This window comes from Kribbella sp. NBC_01245, assembly GCF_036226525.1.
Taxonomy (GTDB): domain Bacteria; phylum Actinomycetota; class Actinomycetes; order Propionibacteriales; family Kribbellaceae; genus Kribbella.
In genome coordinates this window covers 3,435,998-3,453,788 of record NZ_CP108487.1, presented here as the reverse complement: position 1 = coordinate 3,453,788, position 17,791 = coordinate 3,435,998, and the positions used below count along the sequence as shown (strand labels likewise).

The following is a 17,791-nucleotide window of genomic DNA, read 5'->3' as shown; positions in this document are numbered from 1 at the left end:
CCCGTGTGGGTCGTCCAGATAGGCCGAATCCGGAGCTCACTTGCAGGTCCCTCCAGCAACCCGATCTCGGTATGCACTACGTGTTGTCAGGAACGCGGGTTGTGGTCATGCTCGTGGAATGGCGGGTGGGGGAAGGTTTGTCGGGGTGGGTGTGGGCGTCTACACGAATCCGGCGCACCGCGAGTTGCCAAATGCGGTCGCAGGGGTCGACGCGTTTCGTGCCTTGATGGGCGCTGAGTTCGTGGGTGAGTCGTTGCACGATCCGGACGAGTCCGGCGTGCGGGCGTTTCTGAGATCTATCGAGCCGGTGGCCGATGGGCAGCCATTGGTGTTGGTGTGGGCCGGGCATGGAGTTGCGGCGCCGGATGGTGCGTTGCACTTGCTTGCGGCCGACAGCGGTACCGATCCGATGGACGGCCTGCCGGTGCGCGAGGTGGCGGGCAAGTGCGCCCAGTCAGGTGCCGGACAGCTGTTAGTTGTGCTCGATGCGTGTTTCTCTGGGCAGGGCGTTCCTTCTGCGACAGATGTAGCGTCGGCGGTGATGGCGTCGAGGCCGCCGGACAGTACTCACGTGTGGGTGGGTGTGCTGGCGTCGTGTCTGCCGAGCGAGACCGCGATCGATGGCTTGTTCGGTGAGCAGCTGAGGCGGCTGCTGAAAGATGGGCCGACCTCGCCGCATCAGCGGCGACGATGGTCGGTGCATAACGAGTTTGTGCAGGGTGAGGATCTGGGTGCGGCCCTGGTGGCGGAATGGGACGCCGAGGTCCAGCAGCCGGTGTTTCGCCGCGAGGGCAGCGCATGGTGGATGTTTCCGAACCCGTTGTTCGATCCCGGGGCGCCTGAGGTGGTGGTGGAGCACCTGTTGCTGGCTGCCCGAGGCGCCGCGATCGCGGAGGACCATTCCTGGTTTACCGGCCGTCGGGCTGAAGTGGACACGGTCGTGGGCTGGGTGACGTCAGGGCAGCCGGGTGTCCGGGTGGTGACCGGTTCGGCCGGCACCGGCAAGTCCGCGATCGCGGGCCGGGTGGTGAGCGTGGCCAACCCGCAGGAACGGAGACGTCTCGCCGCGCAGGGCGACTGGGGCCATGCCGATCCCGGTGAACGGTCGGTGGCGGCGCATGTGCACGCGCGTGGCCGCACCGCAGATCAGGTCGCCGAGTCGTTGGACGGCCAGTTGGTGCGCGCCACAGTGCTTGAACCGGATGCGTCCGGCCGGCGCAACGCCGCGCAGTTGGTCGGCAGCCTCCAGACGTCAATCGGTCCGCGGAGCAGCACACCACCGGTGTTGGTGATCGATGGGTTGGATGAAGCTCGTGGCCAGGCGTTTACGATCACCCGGGACCTTCTGACTCGTCTCGCCCCCTACGCGGTTGTGGTAGTGGCGACCCGGGACCTGCCCGAGCCCGGCGGTGACTCGTCGGGCAGCCTAGTCGGCGTGCTGGATCCGCTCGAAGTGATGGACCTGGACGATGAGCACTGGGCGGACTCCGGCCGGGATGCTCTGGCGGACTACGTCGTCGCTCGGCTGAGGGGAGTCGACCAACGGATGGACGCAGGCGCAGTCGCCGAACAGGTGCGGCGGGCGGCCTTCGACGGCGGGGAGCATCCGTTCCTCTTCGCCAGGCTGGTGACAGATCAGCTGCGTGCGAATCCGATTGACACCCACACGCCTGGCTGGCAAGAACTAGTGGCCGACTCAATGGACACGGCGTTCGAGCAGGACCTAGCCATGGTTCCACCGCCGAGCCATCGGACGCTACCGGCAGATAGCCCCCCGGCGGTTTTCGCCCGTCGGTTGCTGGTTGCGCTTACGTGGGGGTTGGGTGCAGGTTTCCCTGATGCCGAATGGATGGCTGTGGCGGCGGCCGTTGCTTCCAACGCGATCGGTCCGGCCGATATCGACTGGGTGCTGGACCACCTGGGCCGCTATGTTGTCCAAGACGGCGAGGACGGAGTGGCGGTCTACAAGATCGCGCACCAAGGACTCGCTGACCGCCTTCGGTCGTTCACGGCCCGGCCCGACCAGCCGTTTGATCCCGCTGCGCTGCCGGTTGCCCGCGCGCTGCTCAAGCGGTATCGCGACCTCCTGGCTGCCGGTGTCCCGGCTGACCAGCCCCGGTACCTGTGGTACCACGCCTGGCGGCATGCCGCAGCCGCCGGCGAGGAAGGACTGCGCCTTATCCGCGGCCTGGCAGAGCAAGCCCTCGATCTGCGCGCAGACGTCGCAGCGACCGGAATCGATCAGGCTGCGACGCTGCGCCGCTGGGGCCGACGCGCGGAGGCGCTGCCACCCGTCGAGGAGGCCGTCCGGCTATATCGGGAGCTGGCCGCCGACAACCCAGGTTTCGTGCCCGCCCTCGCCACGGCGTTGAACAACCTCGGCATCCGCTTCGCCGAGCTGGGCCGGCACGCCGAGGCGCTGCCACCCGTCGAGGAGGCTGTCCGGCTACGCAGGCCGCTGGCCGCCGACAACCCCGCGTTCGTGCCCGACCTCGCCACGGCGTTGAACAACCTCGGCAACTGCTACGCGGAGCTGGGCCGGCACGCCGAGGCGCTGCCACCCGTCGAGGAGGCTGTCCGGCTAGGCAGGCCGCTGGCCGCCGACAACCCCGCGTTCGTGCCCGATCTCGCCAAGGCGTTGAACAACCTCGGCAACCGCTACGCGGAGCTGGGCCGGCGTGCCGAGGCGCTGCCACCCACCGAGGAGGCTGTCCGGCTAGGCAGGCCGCTGGCCGCCGACAACCCCGCGTTCGTGCCCGACCTCGCCAAGGCGTTGAACAACCTCGGCAACCGCTACGCGGAGCTGGGCCGGCGTGCCGAGGCGCTGCCACCCACCGAGGAGACCGTCCGGCTATGCAGGCCGCTGGCCGCCGACAACCCCGCGTTCGTGCCCGACCTCGCCATGGCGTTGAACAACCTCGGCGCCTGCTATGCCGAGTTGGGCCGGCACGCTGAGGCGCTGCCGCCCACCGAGGAGGCCGTCCGACTGGACCGGGAGCTGGCCGCCGACAATCCCGGTTTCGTGCCCGACCTCGCCTCGGCGTTGAACAACCTCGGCGAATCCTTCGCCGAGCTGGGCCGGCACGCCGAGGCGCTGCCAGCCACCGAGGAGGCCGTCCGGCTAGGCAGGCCGCTGGCCGCCGACAACCCCGCGTTCGTGCCCGACCTCGCCACGGCGTTGAACAACCTCGGCATCCGCTTCGCCGAGCTGGGCCGGCACGCCGAGGCGCTGCCAGCCACCGAGGAGGCCGTCCGGCTACGCAGGCCGCTGGCCGTCGACAATCCCGGTTTCGTGCCCGACCTCGCCTCGGCGTTGAACAACCTCGGCAACTGCTACGCCGAGCTGGGCCGGCACGCCGAGGCGCTGCCACCCACCGAGGAGGCTGTCCGGCTGTATCGGGAGCTGGCCGCCGACAACCCCGGTTTCGTGCCCGCCCTCGCCACGGCGTTGAACAACCTCGGCAACTGCTACGTCGAGCTGGGCCGGCGTGCCGAGGCGCTGCCACCCACCGAGGATGCCGTCCGACTGGCCCGGGAGCTGGCCGCCGACAACCCCGCGTTCGTGCCCGCCCTCGCCTCGGCGTTGAACAACCTCGGCATCCGCTACGCCGAGCTGGGCCGGCACGCCGAGGCGCTGCCACCCACCGAGGAGACCGTCCGGCTATGCAGGCCGCTGGCCGCCGACAACCCCGCGTTCGTGCCCGCCCTCGCCTCGGCGTTGAACAACCTCGGCAACTGCTACGCCGAGCTGGGCCGGCACGCCGAGGCGCTGCCACCCACCGAGGAGACCGTCCGGCTATGCAGGCCGCTGGCCGCCGACAACCCCGCGTTCGTGCCCGCCCTCGCCTCGGCGTTGAACAACCTCGGCAACTGCTACGCCGAGCTGGGCCGGCACGCCGAGGCGCTGCCACCCACCGAGGATGCCGTCCGACTGGCCCGGGAGCTGGCCGCCGACAACCCCGCGTTCGTACCCGCTCTCGCCAAGGCGTTGAACAACCTGGGTAACTACTATGCCGACCTCGACCAACCTGGTGGCGCTGCCAGGGAGTGGGACGCGGCTCAGTCAGTCGTACCGCCAGAGGCTCGATCATTCCTGCTCATTCTTCGGAGTCAGCAGGCGGACGGTGGCGACGCTCACGCGGCGGGCTGGTTGGCCGAGGCCATCGACTGTGCTGGCGAGGAGCCCGGTCTGGTGGAGGCGATCCATGACGAGGTTCGGCGGCATCGGGCCAGCGACCCCCAGTTCGACCTCGCCTGGACGAATGTCACCGGCAAGCCGGTGCCCGTATGGGCCGATATCGATCATCACCTGCTGGCTATCGCACGTGACTGGACCTACACCGCGACATATGAGGACGAGTGCCAATACCTCGGTGCACACCCTGAGCTGCTTGACCCCTCGTTCGACGGCGCTGTCGAGGAGGCGTTGCTGGCCGTGCCGGCCGAGGAGGCCGACCGATACCGCGAGCATCGCGAGACCGCTCGCGTGCAGGGAACGACCGCTGCCTATCGGCCGTTGCTGCTGAGAATTCTCGCCACCGAGTTCGCCAATGGATCACCGACTGTCCAGCGAGAGCTCCTCCACCAGCGACGCGACGACCTCCTCGACGACATCGTGACCGAAGTCTTGGCCCAGCTCGCCACCGACGATGACAGCTGGCAAACCCGCCGCGCACTAGCGCTCCTCGATCTGGCCGCGAACCCTGACCAAGCCGTCCTTGAGCATGTCCTGGACGCCCTCGATGACCCGTCAAGGTTTCCGGACCTGCTGCACAGTACCGCCCGAGGAGCCGCTCAACAGTCCGATCCCGAGTCGCTGGCCGCCGTCGCTCAGTGCGCCATGTCTGCCGCTACCAGTCCGATCGAGGCCGCTACCGCCGCCTTCTATCTCGCCGTGGTCGCCGCCTTCACCGACGACCATGACGCGGCGACCGGATGGGTCAACGAAGCCCGCGCTGTGGATCCGGACCCGACCAGCCGCGACACCTGGATCACCACCCTGGCCCAGCTCGGCCAGCTCGAGCCCCGGATCAACACCCTCATCCCGCAGCTGCTCGCACCGCTCCCGAGCGGCCGCGGCGACCCAGAACAATCCGACGAGACCGACCCCGGCGACACCATGGAGCGAGTATGACCAACACCGACCTGGTTATCGTCCTGCCCGGCATTATGGGCAGCACTCTCAAGGGTCCCAACGACAAACTCGTCTGGGCACCCTCAGGGGGTGCGATCCTCCGGGCCATACGAACCTTCGGCCGCAGCATCAAAGACTGCCAGCTACCTGACGGCATCGGCGACGACCACCCGGGCGATGGGATCGCACCGGTCGCCCTCATGCCGGATGTGCACGCGATCCCCGGCATCTGGACGCCGATCAAGGGCTACGACCGGCTGCTGGCATTGCTGAACCGGCTCGGCTACCGCGAACAGCAGCCAGGCGACGATGCGCCGCCGGCGAACCTGGTCCCGGTTCCGTACGACTGGCGCCTCTCGGCCCGCTACAACGGTCGGTGGCTGGCCAGGGTCGTCGAACCGGCACTCGACCGGTGGCGCTCTCAAGGAGGGCGCTGCGCCGACGCAAAGGTGGTGTTCGTCTGTCACTCGCTGGGCGGCCTGGTGGCCCGCTGGTATATCGAGAAATGCGGCGGCGCCGAGATCACCCGCAAACTCATCACCATCGGCACGCCCTACCGCGGGTCCGCAAAGGCAGTCGAACAACTCGTCAACGGCGTCTCGAAGGGCATCGGACCGCTATCCGTTGATCTCACCGCCTTCGCCAGGAGCCTGCCCGCGACCTACCAACTCCTCCCCGAGTACGCCTGCATCGACTCCGGAGGACAACTCCTCAAAGTCACCGGGGGGCTGCCCGAACTCAGCACTTCCCGAGTCACCGACGCGATGCGGTTCTATGCCGACCTGCAGGCAGCCGAACGAGCACGACCCGCCTGCCTGACGATGACCCACGCCATCGTCGGAACCCGCCAACCCACATGGACAACCGTGCGCATCACGTCCGACAACCGCGTGGACCCGCTGGACACCATAGGCACTGACAACGACTACGGCGACGCCACCGTCCCCCTCACCGGCGCCATCGGCTACGACCAACCGATGGACACACCGCTGGTGCACCGTGTCGCCGACCAACACGGCAACCTCCAACGCAACCAGGCCGCTCTCGACGAGATCGAAGAAATCATCACCGCCCAGCCTGTCCGGCGCATGAACACCCAACCCGTCAAAGTCCGGGTCTCCGTGCCCGACCTCATCACCGCTGGCCAGAACCTGGCCGTCACCATCGACATCGACGACGACAGCCGCCACGCCATCAAGGTCAGCATTACCGACGAAAACCGGAAGCTGCTGCAAAGTCGACAACCCCGCATCGCCCGCGGGCATGCTGACCTGACCTTCGCCGATCTACCGCCCGGAGCCCACACCGTCGACGTCACCGGCCTCCAACCCAGCAGCCCGATCGCCCCGGTCAGCGCCACCACCCTCATTTGGTCAGACGACCCCGCATAGGCAGCATCAACAGAGTTCGGGGATGGCAACCTTGAGTGTTCAGTAAAGGTATCGTCACTGAACATGTCAATCTCGCCGGCGCTGGCGTGAGTGCCGGTCCGAGCGGCCGTGCGACTGGCCTCTCGTACGCACTGGCAGTGACTCGTTGACGGGGTCGTCAGGCACTGCGCGATCCAAGGGGGAGGTGGCGGTCTCGGTGCTACTGGGCTGAACAGTCGAGACCTCAAGCTGCCTGACCAGGTCAGGCCAGGTACCCGTGCTGGTCCTGTGCCCATCCCGAATCGTCAAGCCCACAACATCAGCGTACGGCTTGGGTTTAGTCGGGGAGCTTCCCGGTGGCGATGCATGAACGGCCCGTCGGACCAGCAGAAGATGACCACCACGGCGACGACTTCTGACCGGCCAGTACCCCAGCAGGTGGCGGATGCAGTCGCCACCTGCCGCGGTACTGCGTGCGATGGGCCTACGGGAAGAGGCCCGGCCGCGGACTCAGCCTGCTTCCACCGCCTGCACGATCAGCTCGTTCCGGGCGTTCCGGGCGTCCCGGCATCCCCGCCTCCCAGGACTCGCCCAGCTGGTAGTCGTGGGCAGCCTTGCGGTTGCGCGCGATCACGGGGTCGGCCTCGGGCTTCTTCACACGCTGATTCTGCCCCGCCGGCCCAACTTGCGCGCCAACGGAGGCCGAGCTGGTTACTCCGACCGCCCACAACTGCCCGCAGTGGTGCAGGCCAGCCCTCGTGCGAAACCGCCGAGGTTCGTACTCACGCGCCGATAGGACCAGCTCGCCATCGGACGGCTCCATGCCACCAGAGTCGCACGCTCGGCATCGGCGATCCCGTCCGCACCATCGAGGAGGCGGAATTACGCGACAGGGTCTGGCCGCCGCCGACCTTGCTTCAATTGCTCTAGGCATGAGGCAATGGCGCGGTGGCAGCGGTGGCAGCGGTGGAGCGGTTCGAGAGCGCGAGTATGGCTTTGCTGCCGGGGCAACGGGTACGGGTCAAGGTTTCGAGCCGTCACCCATGGGAGTGCTAGTGATCATCGTTGGCCATCAGGACGTCGGCGCATCCATCGACATAATCGAGCAATTTGGTGCCCAGGCGCCCGACGACGCCACGCTTGAACCGCTCTATCCGGCTGTAGGCGACGAGCTTGAAGCAGTCGTACAGCAAGTGCGTCGATACTCAGCGCCAGCGTGGGCGAGGCTAAGCATCCGACCCGAGGACCTTGAGCTGTTCCAGTGGCCATGCGACTTCTGTACCGAACGAACCCAATTGCTCTTCGGCTCAGGCGAGCCAAGAGGCATAGAAGATCCCGAGCCCGGTCGCGACGAAGACCCCGGCGACGATCCAGAAGCGGATCACTACGGTGACTTCGTCCCATCCCAGGTGTTCGAAGTGATGGTGAATGGGAGCGATTCGGAAGATGCGACGCCCCGTGCCCGTGAGTCGCTTGGTCAGTTGGAAGTAGCTCATCTGCAGCATCACGGACATGGTCTCGAGCACGAACAGTCCGGCGACGACGGCCATCAGGAGCTCGGTTCGAGACATGATCGCCAGCCCGGCCAAGGCGCCACCGATGGCGAGGGAGCCGACATCGCCCATGATGATCCGTGCGGGCTTGGCGTTCCACCAAAGGAAGCCGATACAAGCTAAAGCGATGGCGGCCGCGAAGGCCGCGAGGTCGAGAGGGTCGCGCACCTGGTAGCACTGTGCCTGCACCACAGTGGGCCGCGAGGAGTCGCACAGCTGGTTGTTCTGCCAGACATTCACGATGATGTACGCGCCGAAGATCAACGCCGAGGCGCCGGCGAGCAGCCCGTCGGCGCCGTCAGTGAGGTTGGCGCCATTGGAGGTCGCGGTGACGATGAACCAGATCACCAGCAGGACCACGACCAGGGGCAGCTTGATCCCCCAGTCATGAGTGGTGGAGATGTACTGCGACGCCGGCCTGACACCGCGCTCGTCGGCGAAGAATTGCGTGGACAGGACCCCGAAGACGAGCGCGACCAGCGTCTGACCCGCCATCTTGGCCCGACTACTCAGACCCTGATTGTTCTGGGTATAGACCTTGATGAAGTCGTCGAGGAATCCCACTACCCCGCAGCCGAAGAACAGCAACATCAGGAGCCAAGCGCTGGCACTCGGCCACCCGCCGGTCAAGATCGTTGCCGTCAAATATCCCGCAGCGGCACTCAGCAGGATCACGAGACCGCCCATGGTCGGCGTACCCCGCTTGACATGATGTGTCGTCGGTCCGTCGTGCCTGATCGGCTGGCCGAAGCCGTGACGGGCGAACCATCCGACGGCGATCCGCGTCCCCAGCAGCGAGCAGACCACGGCCAGCGCGCCGCTCAGGAGTATTGCCCGCACAACTACAGCCCCTCTCGGCCATTCGGGTGGTCGATCCCTTCGAGGCAAGAGGGAGTCGTCTCGCCGCCCATTCTGGGGTACGCGAATCGGCAAGTCGGTCAAACATAGCGAAGACTCAGGTCCCAACAGTTCGCGAGGTCTGTCGCAGTGGTCAAGTCAGCTTGCGGGCACCGAGCAAGGCGCTGGCTGGGACCAGGACCATCAGACTCACGGAGACCGCGAGCACGATCGACCAGCCGGGCTCGCCGCTTTCCAGATGGCCGAGGTGGAAGACCAGGTGCGAAACCGTGAAGGCGAGATAGGCCAGCAGAGCGATTCCCGCGAGGTAGCGGTCGAGGCGGATCGCGGCAGCGGCCGGGCAACGTGTCACCACCAGTAGTTGTCCTGCGTCGTGTAAGGCGCCTCTAGCGGCGCGATCTCGTCCGCGGAAAGGCTCACCTCTAGCGCCGCCACGGCATCTTCGAGGTGCTTGGGTTTGGTGGCACCGACGATCGGGCAGGACACGACCTGCTTGGACAGCACCCACGCCAGAGCGACCTGCGCCATCGGGACGCGACGATCCTCGGCGATCTGGTGAACGGCGTCGACCACCGGCTTGTCAACGTCCCGGTCGAATGCCTGGGCCACCGTGTCGGTAGACGACCGGGCGGTCTGCTCGCCCCAGGGCCGCGCAGCACGCCCCTTGGCCAGCGGCGAGTAGGGAGTCAGGCCGACACCCTGGTCGAGGCAGAGCGGGATCATGTCGCGCTCCTCCTCACGCCTGAGCACGTTGTACTGATCCTGCATCGCCGAGAACCGTGTCCACCCGTGCAGTTCCGCGGCATGCTGCATCTTCACGAACTGCCATGCCCACATCGACGACGCTCCGAGGTACCGCACCTTTCCGGCCTTCACGACGTCGTGCAGAGTCTCCATGGTCTCCTCGACCGGCACCTGATCGTCGAAGCGGTGAATGTAGTAGACGTCGACGTAGTCGGTGCCGAGGCGGCGAAGTGACGCGTCCAGTTGCTCAAGGATGGCCTTTCGCGACAGGCCGCTCCCGCCGGGACCGTCGTGCATCCTCCCGTGCACCTTGGTTGCGAGGACGATGTCCTCGCGTCGGGAGAATTCACGGATGGCGCGGCCCACGAACTCCTCGGAGGTGCCGCCCTGGTAGACGTTGGCGGTGTCCCAGAAGGTCACGCCCAACTCGACCGCCTGTCGGAAGAACGGCGCTGCGGCGGCCTCATCCAACGTCCACTGATGCATACCAGACGCGGCTCTTCCATAGCTCATGCACCCGAGACCAATGCGGCTAACCTTGAGGCCGGTCTTCCCTAGACGCGTGTACTTCATTGCGTCAACCTCTCCCAAGTCGAGCCGCCTCGCAAGCGAATCGACCCGGGCCCATCATCGCAGCCCCGGTCTGCAATCGATGGATCGACATCGGTGGAGCCCCGCGTCCGCACATGGCGATCCGGCCAGCGCGAGGCCCCATTCAGGCGCCTGCTTGTCGTCGACCCAGGCAGCTCTACTTCCCGACATGGGTGTCGCACACGTACTGATCAACACGCTCAACACGACAGTGCGCGACACGCCTAGAGACCCGACGAAAGATCCGTCATCGCGACACCGTCGAGGTGGTCGTGGGCGCGGTTACCGGCTCTCTGACGCGACCTGAGGCGGTGATCGCGGGTCGGTACCGCGGCAAGGTGCTGGAGGCGGTCGGGCGGACCGTGGCGCTGAAGGACGCGCAGGCCGCCGAGCTGGCCAAGGTACTGAAGCCGGCCGGGCCCTCGCATCCGTGGCCGGACGAGATCCCGGCCTACCGCTGGGGCGGCAAGGACACCAAGGTGCCGCTGCTGAAGGTGCAGCCACGCCTCGTGATCGAAGTCGCCGCCGACGCCGCCATGCAAGCTGGCCAATACCGACACCCACTGCGCCTCATCCGAATCCGAGCAGAGTTGCAGCCGGAAGACGTTCCGACACTTCCTGGTACCGGTGCCGACGAGTGATGCGATCGCCTCGCCTGGGCCCGATGCTCGTTGTGACCATGGAAATCGTCCGTAGCCCTAGCCACGACGCATCAATGTTGTGTTCGATGCAACGGTGTCGGATGCGGGAAAGAAGCTCGGGCCATGCTCGAAGTTCTCGGCAACCGCACAGCCCTAATCTGCGAGGACCGGGCGCCCCCTTGATGTCCTTATGCACCGCGGCGCCGTTGGCGGGCGGCGTAGGAGCGGAGCGCGCAGAGGGAGTCGATCTCGCGGAAGGCCGGCCAGTACGGGTCGCAGAAGCAGACCTCGCAGTAGGCGCTCTGCCAGAGCAGGAAATTCGACATCCGCTGTTCGCCGCTGGTGGTCGGAGTCGGGCTGGCCGGCGGTGTAGAGGTGCTGGTGATGCCGGCGGCCTCGAGGGTGTCAGCGAGAGAGTCGAGGTCGTTGCCGGCGCGGGCCTCGGACTCCAGCAGGGAACGGACGGCCTCGACGAGCTCCTGCCGGCCGCCGTACCCGACGGCGATGGTGACGTGGTTGCCGGTAGCGATCTCCTTGGTGGCCTCGACGGCCTGCTTCAGCGCGAGCGCGGTGGTGTCGGGGAGCCGGTCGACCAATCCGGCGACGTGGACCTGCCAGCGCCCGCCGGGCTCGATCAGCCGGGTGGTGACCACCTCTCCGATCATCTGCATCAAGTAGCGACTTCTCTCTGCCGCGCTTGATCGGGTTCTCGGTCGAGCAGATGAAGACTGTGACGTGCTGAACTCCAGCGGTCTGACACCAGCCGAGGGCGTTCTCGACGTGAAGCGCGTCGTACCGACGCTCGGGTTCGCATGCCCTTGACAGCGGGCCCGGCGGCGGTTGCCGTCCATCACCAGTCCGACGTGCTGCGCCCTCGGCTTGCCGACCAGTTGCCGCCGGAGTCGCCACTTGTAGATCCCGTAGAGCACGATCCGCTCAACCTATCCATCTCGCGCAAGCTTCATCAGCCCGCGGTTGAGGAGCTGCACTTCACCGACAAGATCAGCGCTGACGCTGACGTTCCGACACCTCCCAGGGGCGAGTTCGTCTAACCGAGCTCCGGCTATTTGTCAGGCCGCAGCGTCGTTCGAGCGCACAGCAGCCATCCGGCCGCCGACTAGCGACAACTGACGTCGTGTCTTGGCGCGACCCATTGATCAGGGATGCACACTCGGGTGCCCTTCCCGCTCCTATTCTCTGCGTGGTGGGGTGTGTTGAGAACTTGACCTAGATCCAGCAAACGCTCGATTTCTGAAGCGTCGCTATCGGCTGCGGCCCTGGCGGTATGCAGACTCCGCTGCTAGCTTCAGAGTTGCCGTGCTTGTCGGCATGGGGTTGAACGCAGAGTCGAATTCGCCCAAGGCGTCAAGGTGTCGGAGCGCTTTTCAGATAAACTGCGGGCATCCTTAGTCGCGAAGGCACCGTGAGGTTTTTCGCGAATTCATCCGGTAGTGGTGGGTACAATGAGCGCTCGCTCAAGGCGGCCAGAATCAAGACATTCATATGCTTTCTATCCACCAAGGGATGTAAGCGCTCGCGCTGAAGCGTGCAACGCGGGGGGAGGCGGTTGACGTGGGTTTATGGGGCGCTATCAAGAGTGGCGCGAACTCCGTTGGCGGTGCGATTCGCGACGGTGTGGAGACTGTCGGGGGCGCCGTGGAGGAAGCCGCGAATGCTGTGGAGGATGCGGGTGAGGGCGCCGGCGGGTGGATCGCAGATCAGGCGTGCTCCATCGATGGTGAAGCTTTATGCGTGGCCGGCTCGTTTGGCGGCGGAATTCTTTCCGGCCTGGGTAGTTCTCTGGGAGGTTCCCTTCGGATCTCTGGACGGATCGTCGAGTCAGCTGGATCTTCGCTCGGTCACGCACTCCAAGGCAGGTGGCGCGACTCTCTCGACGATATCCTGAAGGCAACTGCGGACGGAGTAATCTTAGGTATCGAAGGCGCTAGCAGTATTTTTAGGACACTTGACGAGTCGGCTCGCCACTGGGAGCGAAATCGACTTCGGCAATTTGTCTCCGACCTGATCGATCGGACGTATGCCGATGACATCCGTCAAAGGGATGCGGCCCGAAGGGCAGCGGGGATCGACCGGTCGCCGTGGGGAATTCGCGTGAAGGCATCACATCATCTGCTCAGCTTCGACACCTACGACTTCGACACCGACCTCCGCGAGTTGCTCCGGGCGAGGGGAGTCGATTTGTTGGGACTCGGTGGCTTTAGGTATCCGTCGAACCCGAAGGACTTTCCAGAGGCGATGGTGCAGAGATTGAGGGGACCGGAGTATTCTCCGGCAATTGGCGATAGAGCCAGTCGTGAGGAAATCGAGAGTTACTTGGCTACCGGAGCTCCCGACCTCAGGATCTTGTCAATGCATCCCAAATATGCTGCCCGATCAATGAGATATGCCTCCCGTATCGCTAAGGATGTTGGCGTTCTCATTCAGTGGAGTGACACAGAACTGAATCGACTGCAGGTTTCAGCTGTCTCGAACGACTTCCCGATGTTCTGGTTTGGGGGCCGCGAGCACGCAGACTTCTTGGATAACAACGAATTCAAAGACGGCTGCGACTTGGCTGCCTTCGGAGTCCTGTTTCCCTTCTTGAGTGGACATCCTCCAACCAACTGGCGTGAAAGTTCGGGTGCCGTTCGCGGTGTCACGCTCGGTCTGAATATTGTCGACCCCTCCAACTCGTGCCAGACTGCCGATCGCGACGACAACTGTTGCGTCACCGCGCGTGTAGACGAGCGTGGTGCCGTTCGGCAAGCATCGGTATCGTATCTGTGGCCGAGAAACGCCACTGCCGCTGCGACGGGTCGATTCACGCTCGCCCACGAAGTCGGACATTGGCTAGGGCTCTGTCACGAAGGGCATAAGTACGTAACAGACATCATGTACACCAAGCGACGTTACTCGCCATGGCGCACGCTTGGGAGGCTCCCAGTCGTCTTCAGTCGGGGGCTCGAACGGCCGAGATTCAGAGGCTCCGATGGCCGTAATGTTTGGCGCTTCCAACTCGATCAACGATTCGGGCGATGCATAGCGGTGGTGGAGGATCCGGGAGTCGTGGAATAGCACAGTTGTTGGCAGTCCTGCCCAATTGCGCGGCCATTGTGTGCGACTTTCGATGACGATGTCTCAACATGGGTGAGCGGACAAACGACTGTGCAGCTGAGTTCCAGAAACGCGACCCGGCGAAGGACTGTCCCAGCGCCGGGCTGCCGACCGCTCGACAGGAGTGGCCCAGTGCGTCTGCTCTACCCCACGGACGCATACTGCAGCGCTCTGATAACGCCTACTCCCAGCGATACGTGCAGACCTCGGGCCGAAGGACGTTCCAGTACTACCCGCCAACAGGTGATCCCGAGTGGCGTTGAAGGTGTGACCTTTAAACGCCGCCACGGTGACCCGACTCGTCTAGTGAGTCAGCCGACGATTGGTCTCGTACAGGTAGAAGAGCTCGTGTCGCGTGATGGCGCGACGTCCGGTGTACCGAGCCACTGCCCCCTTGCCGACATGGGCGCTGGCCGCCGGGACTGCTGTGGCTGCAGCTGCCACCCACGTGCTGAGATTCGTCATGTGATCAAGTCCCATGTAAATCGCCGGCCAGGCGGCAACACCCTTGATAACTGAGCCGACATCCTGGCCGGCGGATTTCACGATCTCGCGTACTAACCCGTGATCGGCTAGGGATTCGCGAATTTCGACTAGCTCGGGCGCCACATCCGATGTCCAAAGGTCGTTGACTGCTTCGGCCGCTGCCGTGTCGAACGCTGGGGTCGTCAGCGTCTGGGAGAGTTGCACGACTGCCGATCGATACCTGGCAAGCGGACCGCCGAGGTCGGACCTCAGGTTCAGCAGCTCGTCGGTGGGTGCTTGGTGGAACGCGGGAAGCCGCGCTATGAGACCACTACCTACCAACGCTTCCTTTGCGTGCTTCAAGCTGAGCGTTCCAGGCTGGACGAGGCCCTCATCGATCAACGCCTGAGCAAACTCGCCGGTTTCAGCGTCAACAAGCAGCCGCACCGAGTTGTCGGCCAATAGACGCTGAAGTTCTACGAGGAACGCTTCAGCTTGGTCTCCGCTTATGCTCAAGACCGTGTCGGACTGCGTCACGATGCCAGCGCGAAAAGCTGGTGCGAGATCGATAGCCCCCGAGTCATGAACAAACGTCCGGATGACCTTCTGTAGTTCTTCCTCGATCTCCCGCGCCAGCCGACGATGCGCTGGAGTCTGGGGATTCCGCAGGTACGACAGCTCGTTTCGCCAATCGGGGTTTAGCTGGCTGCGGATCAGATGGGTCGCCTCAGCGTCAGTGAGGCCAGCAAGCAGGTCGCCGAATGCGCCTGGTCCGCTATTGGCAAACAGCTCCGAGTGGCCTATCAACGTCATGGTGGCGCTGTACATCTCCACGCTATCGGCGTATAGCAACGCGGCCTTTGCGAGTTCGACGTCATGGCGAGCATCGATCTCACCGTTGGTCATCCTCGGTGACGTTGCCACCGCGATCCGAAGTTGTCCAGCCCTCTGAGCATCGAGCTCGCGCCTCTCGCGCCGACGAGCGTCTCGCGCCTTCTTTCCCATCTGCCCCCCTTGCAACGAGCTGCTGTTGAGGAGTCTGACTGATGGACGAGCCCCGAGCTAGAGCTGCGGCCGCAACAACCGACGAAGCACTAGGGAACTGACGCTGCGGTGCACGTGGCATCCCGCGCGGACCGAGTGACGGTCCCGCTTCATGGTGCGCCGGGACGGCCACCGAACGGCAGGTATGCCACATCTCCCAGGTGGCCTTCCAGTGCGGTCAGGCGTCGCGGGATACTCGGATCTACCGGTGTCGTGATCACGCCGGGGGTGGTGCCGCTTGTGCGGGCCTGCCGCATCCAGCCGTAGAACACGTCTTGCAGTTGGTTGCCGTAGCCGAGGTCGGCGGCTTTGCGGTCGGCAAACCTCTCGGCTGCGCGGCCGGCCAGACCGAGTATCGGCGGACCGGCCAACGGCGACAGCATCAGCAGCAGCGAAGCCGCGCCCACGTCGAGGAAGAACACGTAGAACATCAGGCCAACTAGCGCGGTGGTCAGGAACACCAGGGCCGCGATGGCCACGGCGGGGAACTGCCGTAGCGCGGGGACGCCGCGCTGGATCGCGACCGCTGCCAGCCGGGCAGGGATCGAGTACCACAGCACCAGCACCGACCATCGCGGCGGCGTACCAAGGTGGTGGCCCAGCTCGTGCGCCAGCACCGCCCGCAACGGCCGTGGCGGCAGCTCTTCGACCGCCCAGCTCGTCACCGCGACCGTGCGGCCGGCCGTGGCCGGCGCTGTCACTTGCTGACCTTCGTAGATCCACAACCGGTACGCGCTCGGGTCGACGCCGGCCGTGGCGCACACCTCCTGCCACGCCGGACGCACGGCGAGTTCCTCCTTCACCGTGAGATCCCGCAGCCGGTACACCCACCGGGCGATCAGGTCCTCGGTGCGCGGGTGCAGCACGGCCAGGCCCGAGACGATCCACAGTGCGATCACCATCGACAGTGTCGGCGTCTCGTCCAGGTCGACGACTAGACCGAACACCGCCGTCAACGCCAGGTATGACCACAGCGCCCACGGGAGTGCGAGCCACAGGTCGGTCCAGCCGGACGCCTCGAAGCCGCCTGAACGTCGAGGTAGTGGAGGAAGCACACCAATCCCGCGGCCTGCTTCACCCGGTCGTGTCACTGGCTGCGGTACGGGAATGGCCGGTGGATTCCCTTGCCTGGTGGCCGTCTGTTGGATTGGTTCGTTGCCGTAAGCCCCCTTCATCTGTCCAGGGTAGGCACGCGCCCGGTCCATCGCGCAAGCCTGATTCCCGCCTCCGGCCACCATCGGTCTCCTACGGACTCATGAAGCAGTGAAGGGCTTCCAGCACCAGGTCGGTGGTGGAAGCCCCTCAGGGAGCGGCAGAGCAGTGGTCAGGCGTGGTGGTGATCGGTGGCTCCCAGCTTCGGTTGTGGACCCTGGCCGTAGGCCCAGACGAGCGCGTCCACGATGCCCTCCAGGAACCCCGGCCGCGCCTCAGCACCAGGCCGACGCACGTAACCGCCCGGGAACCGCTCCATCAACGACCACCCCTCACGTCGAACCGCCTCGATCGTCGCAGGCGTGGCCGCCGGCCACTGGCCATCCACCGGAATCGGTGCAGAGGCGGGTGTCCACAACGGCTCCATCCCGCCACCACCGCCAAGTGGTACGTCGGCCGCCGCGAGCCAGCGACACGCCCCCATCACACCCGACGCGTAGTCCGCTGCACGCATATCCCTCGACGACGACAGCACGAGCCGCACACACTCGCTCTCGGCCCGCCGCCATACCGCGCCGAAGTCCTCCACCGGCACGCGCACGTTCTCGGCCGGCACACCGGCCAGTACCTCGCTCGTGATCTGCATACCTCAACGGTCCCACCCGCCACCGACAGTTTGCAGGTCGCCAGCCGAGCCTTAGCCCGTGGATCCTTCCGTGGACCCCAACGCGGACAGACATGAGGAATAAGGGGCGCAACACCAGCTCGGCTGTGAGGATTTGCGCCTGGAGAGGCCATATGCGCCAGTGAATATCTTCCTCGTAATGAGAAGGTCATCGATTTGATTCCGGCACGAGCTATGAGCGCCACCACCCTCGGACGAACGCGACCGTTGAACAGCTCATCGAGCGCCATCTTGCCGACGCGAAGCTCGGCCTCACGACTGCAAGAACTACCGCAGCCAGGCGGACAAGCACATCCTCAGGTGCATCGGTACGCAGAAGGTCCGCGCGATAGATGTCGAGATCACCGATTCCTTCTACGCGGAGCTGCGGCGGTGCCGTGACCATTGCGACGCTCTCACCGGCGCAGCGTTCGTGCTGGGCACGCTGGTCGGTGCCGGCA

The 17,791-nt window shown here is 65.3% G+C and carries 13 protein-coding genes; 5 read left to right on the top strand and 8 right to left on the bottom strand.

What is annotated here, in order from left to right:
• The first annotated feature begins 226 nt into the window (after window positions 1–226).
• Both OG394_RS15155 and OG394_RS15150 read left to right on the top strand, forming a co-directional pair.
• Window positions 227–5,134, top strand: a complete 4,908-nt coding sequence (locus OG394_RS15155) for a tetratricopeptide repeat protein (RefSeq protein ID WP_328995989.1) — start codon at window positions 227–229, stop codon at window positions 5,132–5,134.
• Window positions 5,131–6,525, top strand: a complete 1,395-nt coding sequence (locus tag OG394_RS15150) for an esterase/lipase family protein (protein ID WP_328995988.1) — start codon at window positions 5,131–5,133, stop codon at window positions 6,523–6,525. Before OG394_RS15155 ends, OG394_RS15150 begins: the two co-directional genes overlap by 4 nt.
• Before the next feature lie 463 nt (window positions 6,526–6,988).
• Here the strand turns inward: OG394_RS15150 and OG394_RS15145 are convergent, their stop codons facing one another.
• The 4 genes from OG394_RS15145 to OG394_RS15130 form a co-directional block, all read right to left on the bottom strand.
• Entirely contained in the window at window positions 6,989–7,162 is a 174-nt protein-coding gene (locus tag OG394_RS15145) for a hypothetical protein (protein ID WP_328995987.1), read from the bottom strand.
• Window positions 7,163–7,811: 649 nt separating this feature from the next.
• A complete protein-coding gene (mraY, locus tag OG394_RS15140) occupies window positions 7,812–8,897 on the bottom strand; it encodes a phospho-N-acetylmuramoyl-pentapeptide-transferase (protein ID WP_328995986.1) in 1,086 nt (361 codons plus the stop codon).
• A 151-nt stretch (window positions 8,898–9,048) separates the two neighbouring features.
• Window positions 9,049–9,270, bottom strand: coding sequence for a hypothetical protein (locus tag OG394_RS15135; protein ID WP_328995985.1), 222 nt, complete (start codon window positions 9,268–9,270; stop codon window positions 9,049–9,051).
• A complete protein-coding gene (locus OG394_RS15130; RefSeq protein WP_328995984.1) occupies window positions 9,264–10,232 on the bottom strand; it encodes an aldo/keto reductase in 969 nt (322 codons plus the stop codon). The genes OG394_RS15135 and OG394_RS15130 overlap by 7 nt, the downstream gene beginning before the upstream one ends.
• Before the next feature lie 329 nt (window positions 10,233–10,561).
• Here OG394_RS15130 and OG394_RS15125 point away from each other — a divergent pair, with 329 nt between their 5' ends.
• Window positions 10,562–10,891, top strand: a complete 330-nt coding sequence (locus OG394_RS15125; RefSeq protein ID WP_328995983.1) for a hypothetical protein — start codon at window positions 10,562–10,564, stop codon at window positions 10,889–10,891.
• Between the two features lie 188 nt (window positions 10,892–11,079).
• On the opposite strand, the gene OG394_RS15120 is transcribed toward OG394_RS15125, so the two are convergent.
• The gene (locus OG394_RS15120) at window positions 11,080–11,742 is read right to left on the bottom strand and encodes an undecaprenyl diphosphate synthase family protein (RefSeq protein WP_328996836.1); all 663 of its coding nucleotides are present in this window, start codon (window positions 11,740–11,742) and stop codon (window positions 11,080–11,082) included.
• Between OG394_RS15120 and OG394_RS15115 the strand changes: the two genes are divergently transcribed.
• Together OG394_RS15115 and OG394_RS15110 are read left to right on the top strand one after the other, a co-directional pair.
• Window positions 11,704–11,943, top strand: coding sequence for a hypothetical protein (locus OG394_RS15115; RefSeq protein ID WP_328996931.1), 240 nt, complete (start codon window positions 11,704–11,706; stop codon window positions 11,941–11,943). The two genes, OG394_RS15120 and OG394_RS15115, sit on opposite strands and share 39 nt — an antisense overlap.
• 583 nt (window positions 11,944–12,526) lie before the next feature.
• Window positions 12,527–13,966 carry a hypothetical protein gene (locus tag OG394_RS15110; protein WP_328995982.1) on the top strand — a complete coding sequence of 480 codons (1,440 nt, stop codon included), beginning with the start codon at window positions 12,527–12,529 and terminating at the stop codon, window positions 13,964–13,966.
• 342 nt (window positions 13,967–14,308) lie between these two features.
• Here OG394_RS15110 and OG394_RS15105 read toward each other — a convergent pair whose 3' ends face one another.
• The 3 genes from OG394_RS15105 to OG394_RS15095 all read right to left on the bottom strand — a co-directional run bounded on the left by OG394_RS15105 (window position 14,309) and on the right by OG394_RS15095 (window position 17,312).
• Window positions 14,309–15,376: a hypothetical protein gene (locus OG394_RS15105; protein WP_328995981.1), complete on the bottom strand. Its 1,068-nt coding sequence runs from the start codon at window positions 15,374–15,376 to the stop codon at window positions 14,309–14,311.
• Between the two features lie 248 nt (window positions 15,377–15,624).
• Window positions 15,625–16,569, bottom strand: coding sequence for a M48 family metalloprotease (locus tag OG394_RS15100; RefSeq protein WP_328995980.1), 945 nt, complete (start codon window positions 16,567–16,569; stop codon window positions 15,625–15,627).
• Between the two features lie 269 nt (window positions 16,570–16,838).
• On the bottom strand, window positions 16,839–17,312 hold the full coding sequence (locus tag OG394_RS15095; protein WP_328995979.1) for a hypothetical protein: 474 nt from the start codon (window positions 17,310–17,312) through the stop codon (window positions 16,839–16,841).
• Window positions 17,313–17,791: the final 479 nt, after the last annotated feature.

What these genes read in the sequence shown, in the direction of transcription:
- OG394_RS15155 (WP_328995989.1), top strand. Translation starts at nt 227, where the DNA reads ATGGGCGCTGAGTTCGTGGGTGAGTCGTTGCACGATCCGGACGAGTCC.
- OG394_RS15150 (WP_328995988.1), top strand. Translation starts at nt 5,131, where the DNA reads ATGACCAACACCGACCTGGTTATCGTCCTGCCCGGCATTATGGGCAGC.
- OG394_RS15130 (WP_328995984.1), bottom strand. Translation starts at nt 10,232, where the DNA reads ATGAAGTACACGCGTCTAGGGAAGACCGGCCTCAAGGTTAGCCGCATT.
- OG394_RS15115 (WP_328996931.1), top strand. Translation starts at nt 11,704, where the DNA reads ATGCCCTTGACAGCGGGCCCGGCGGCGGTTGCCGTCCATCACCAGTCC.
- OG394_RS15120 (WP_328996836.1), bottom strand. Translation starts at nt 11,742, where the DNA reads ATGGACGGCAACCGCCGCCGGGCCCGCTGTCAAGGGCATGCGAACCCG.
- OG394_RS15105 (WP_328995981.1), bottom strand. Translation starts at nt 15,376, where the DNA reads ATGACCAACGGTGAGATCGATGCTCGCCATGACGTCGAACTCGCAAAG.
- OG394_RS15095 (WP_328995979.1), bottom strand. Translation starts at nt 17,312, where the DNA reads ATGCAGATCACGAGCGAGGTACTGGCCGGTGTGCCGGCCGAGAACGTG.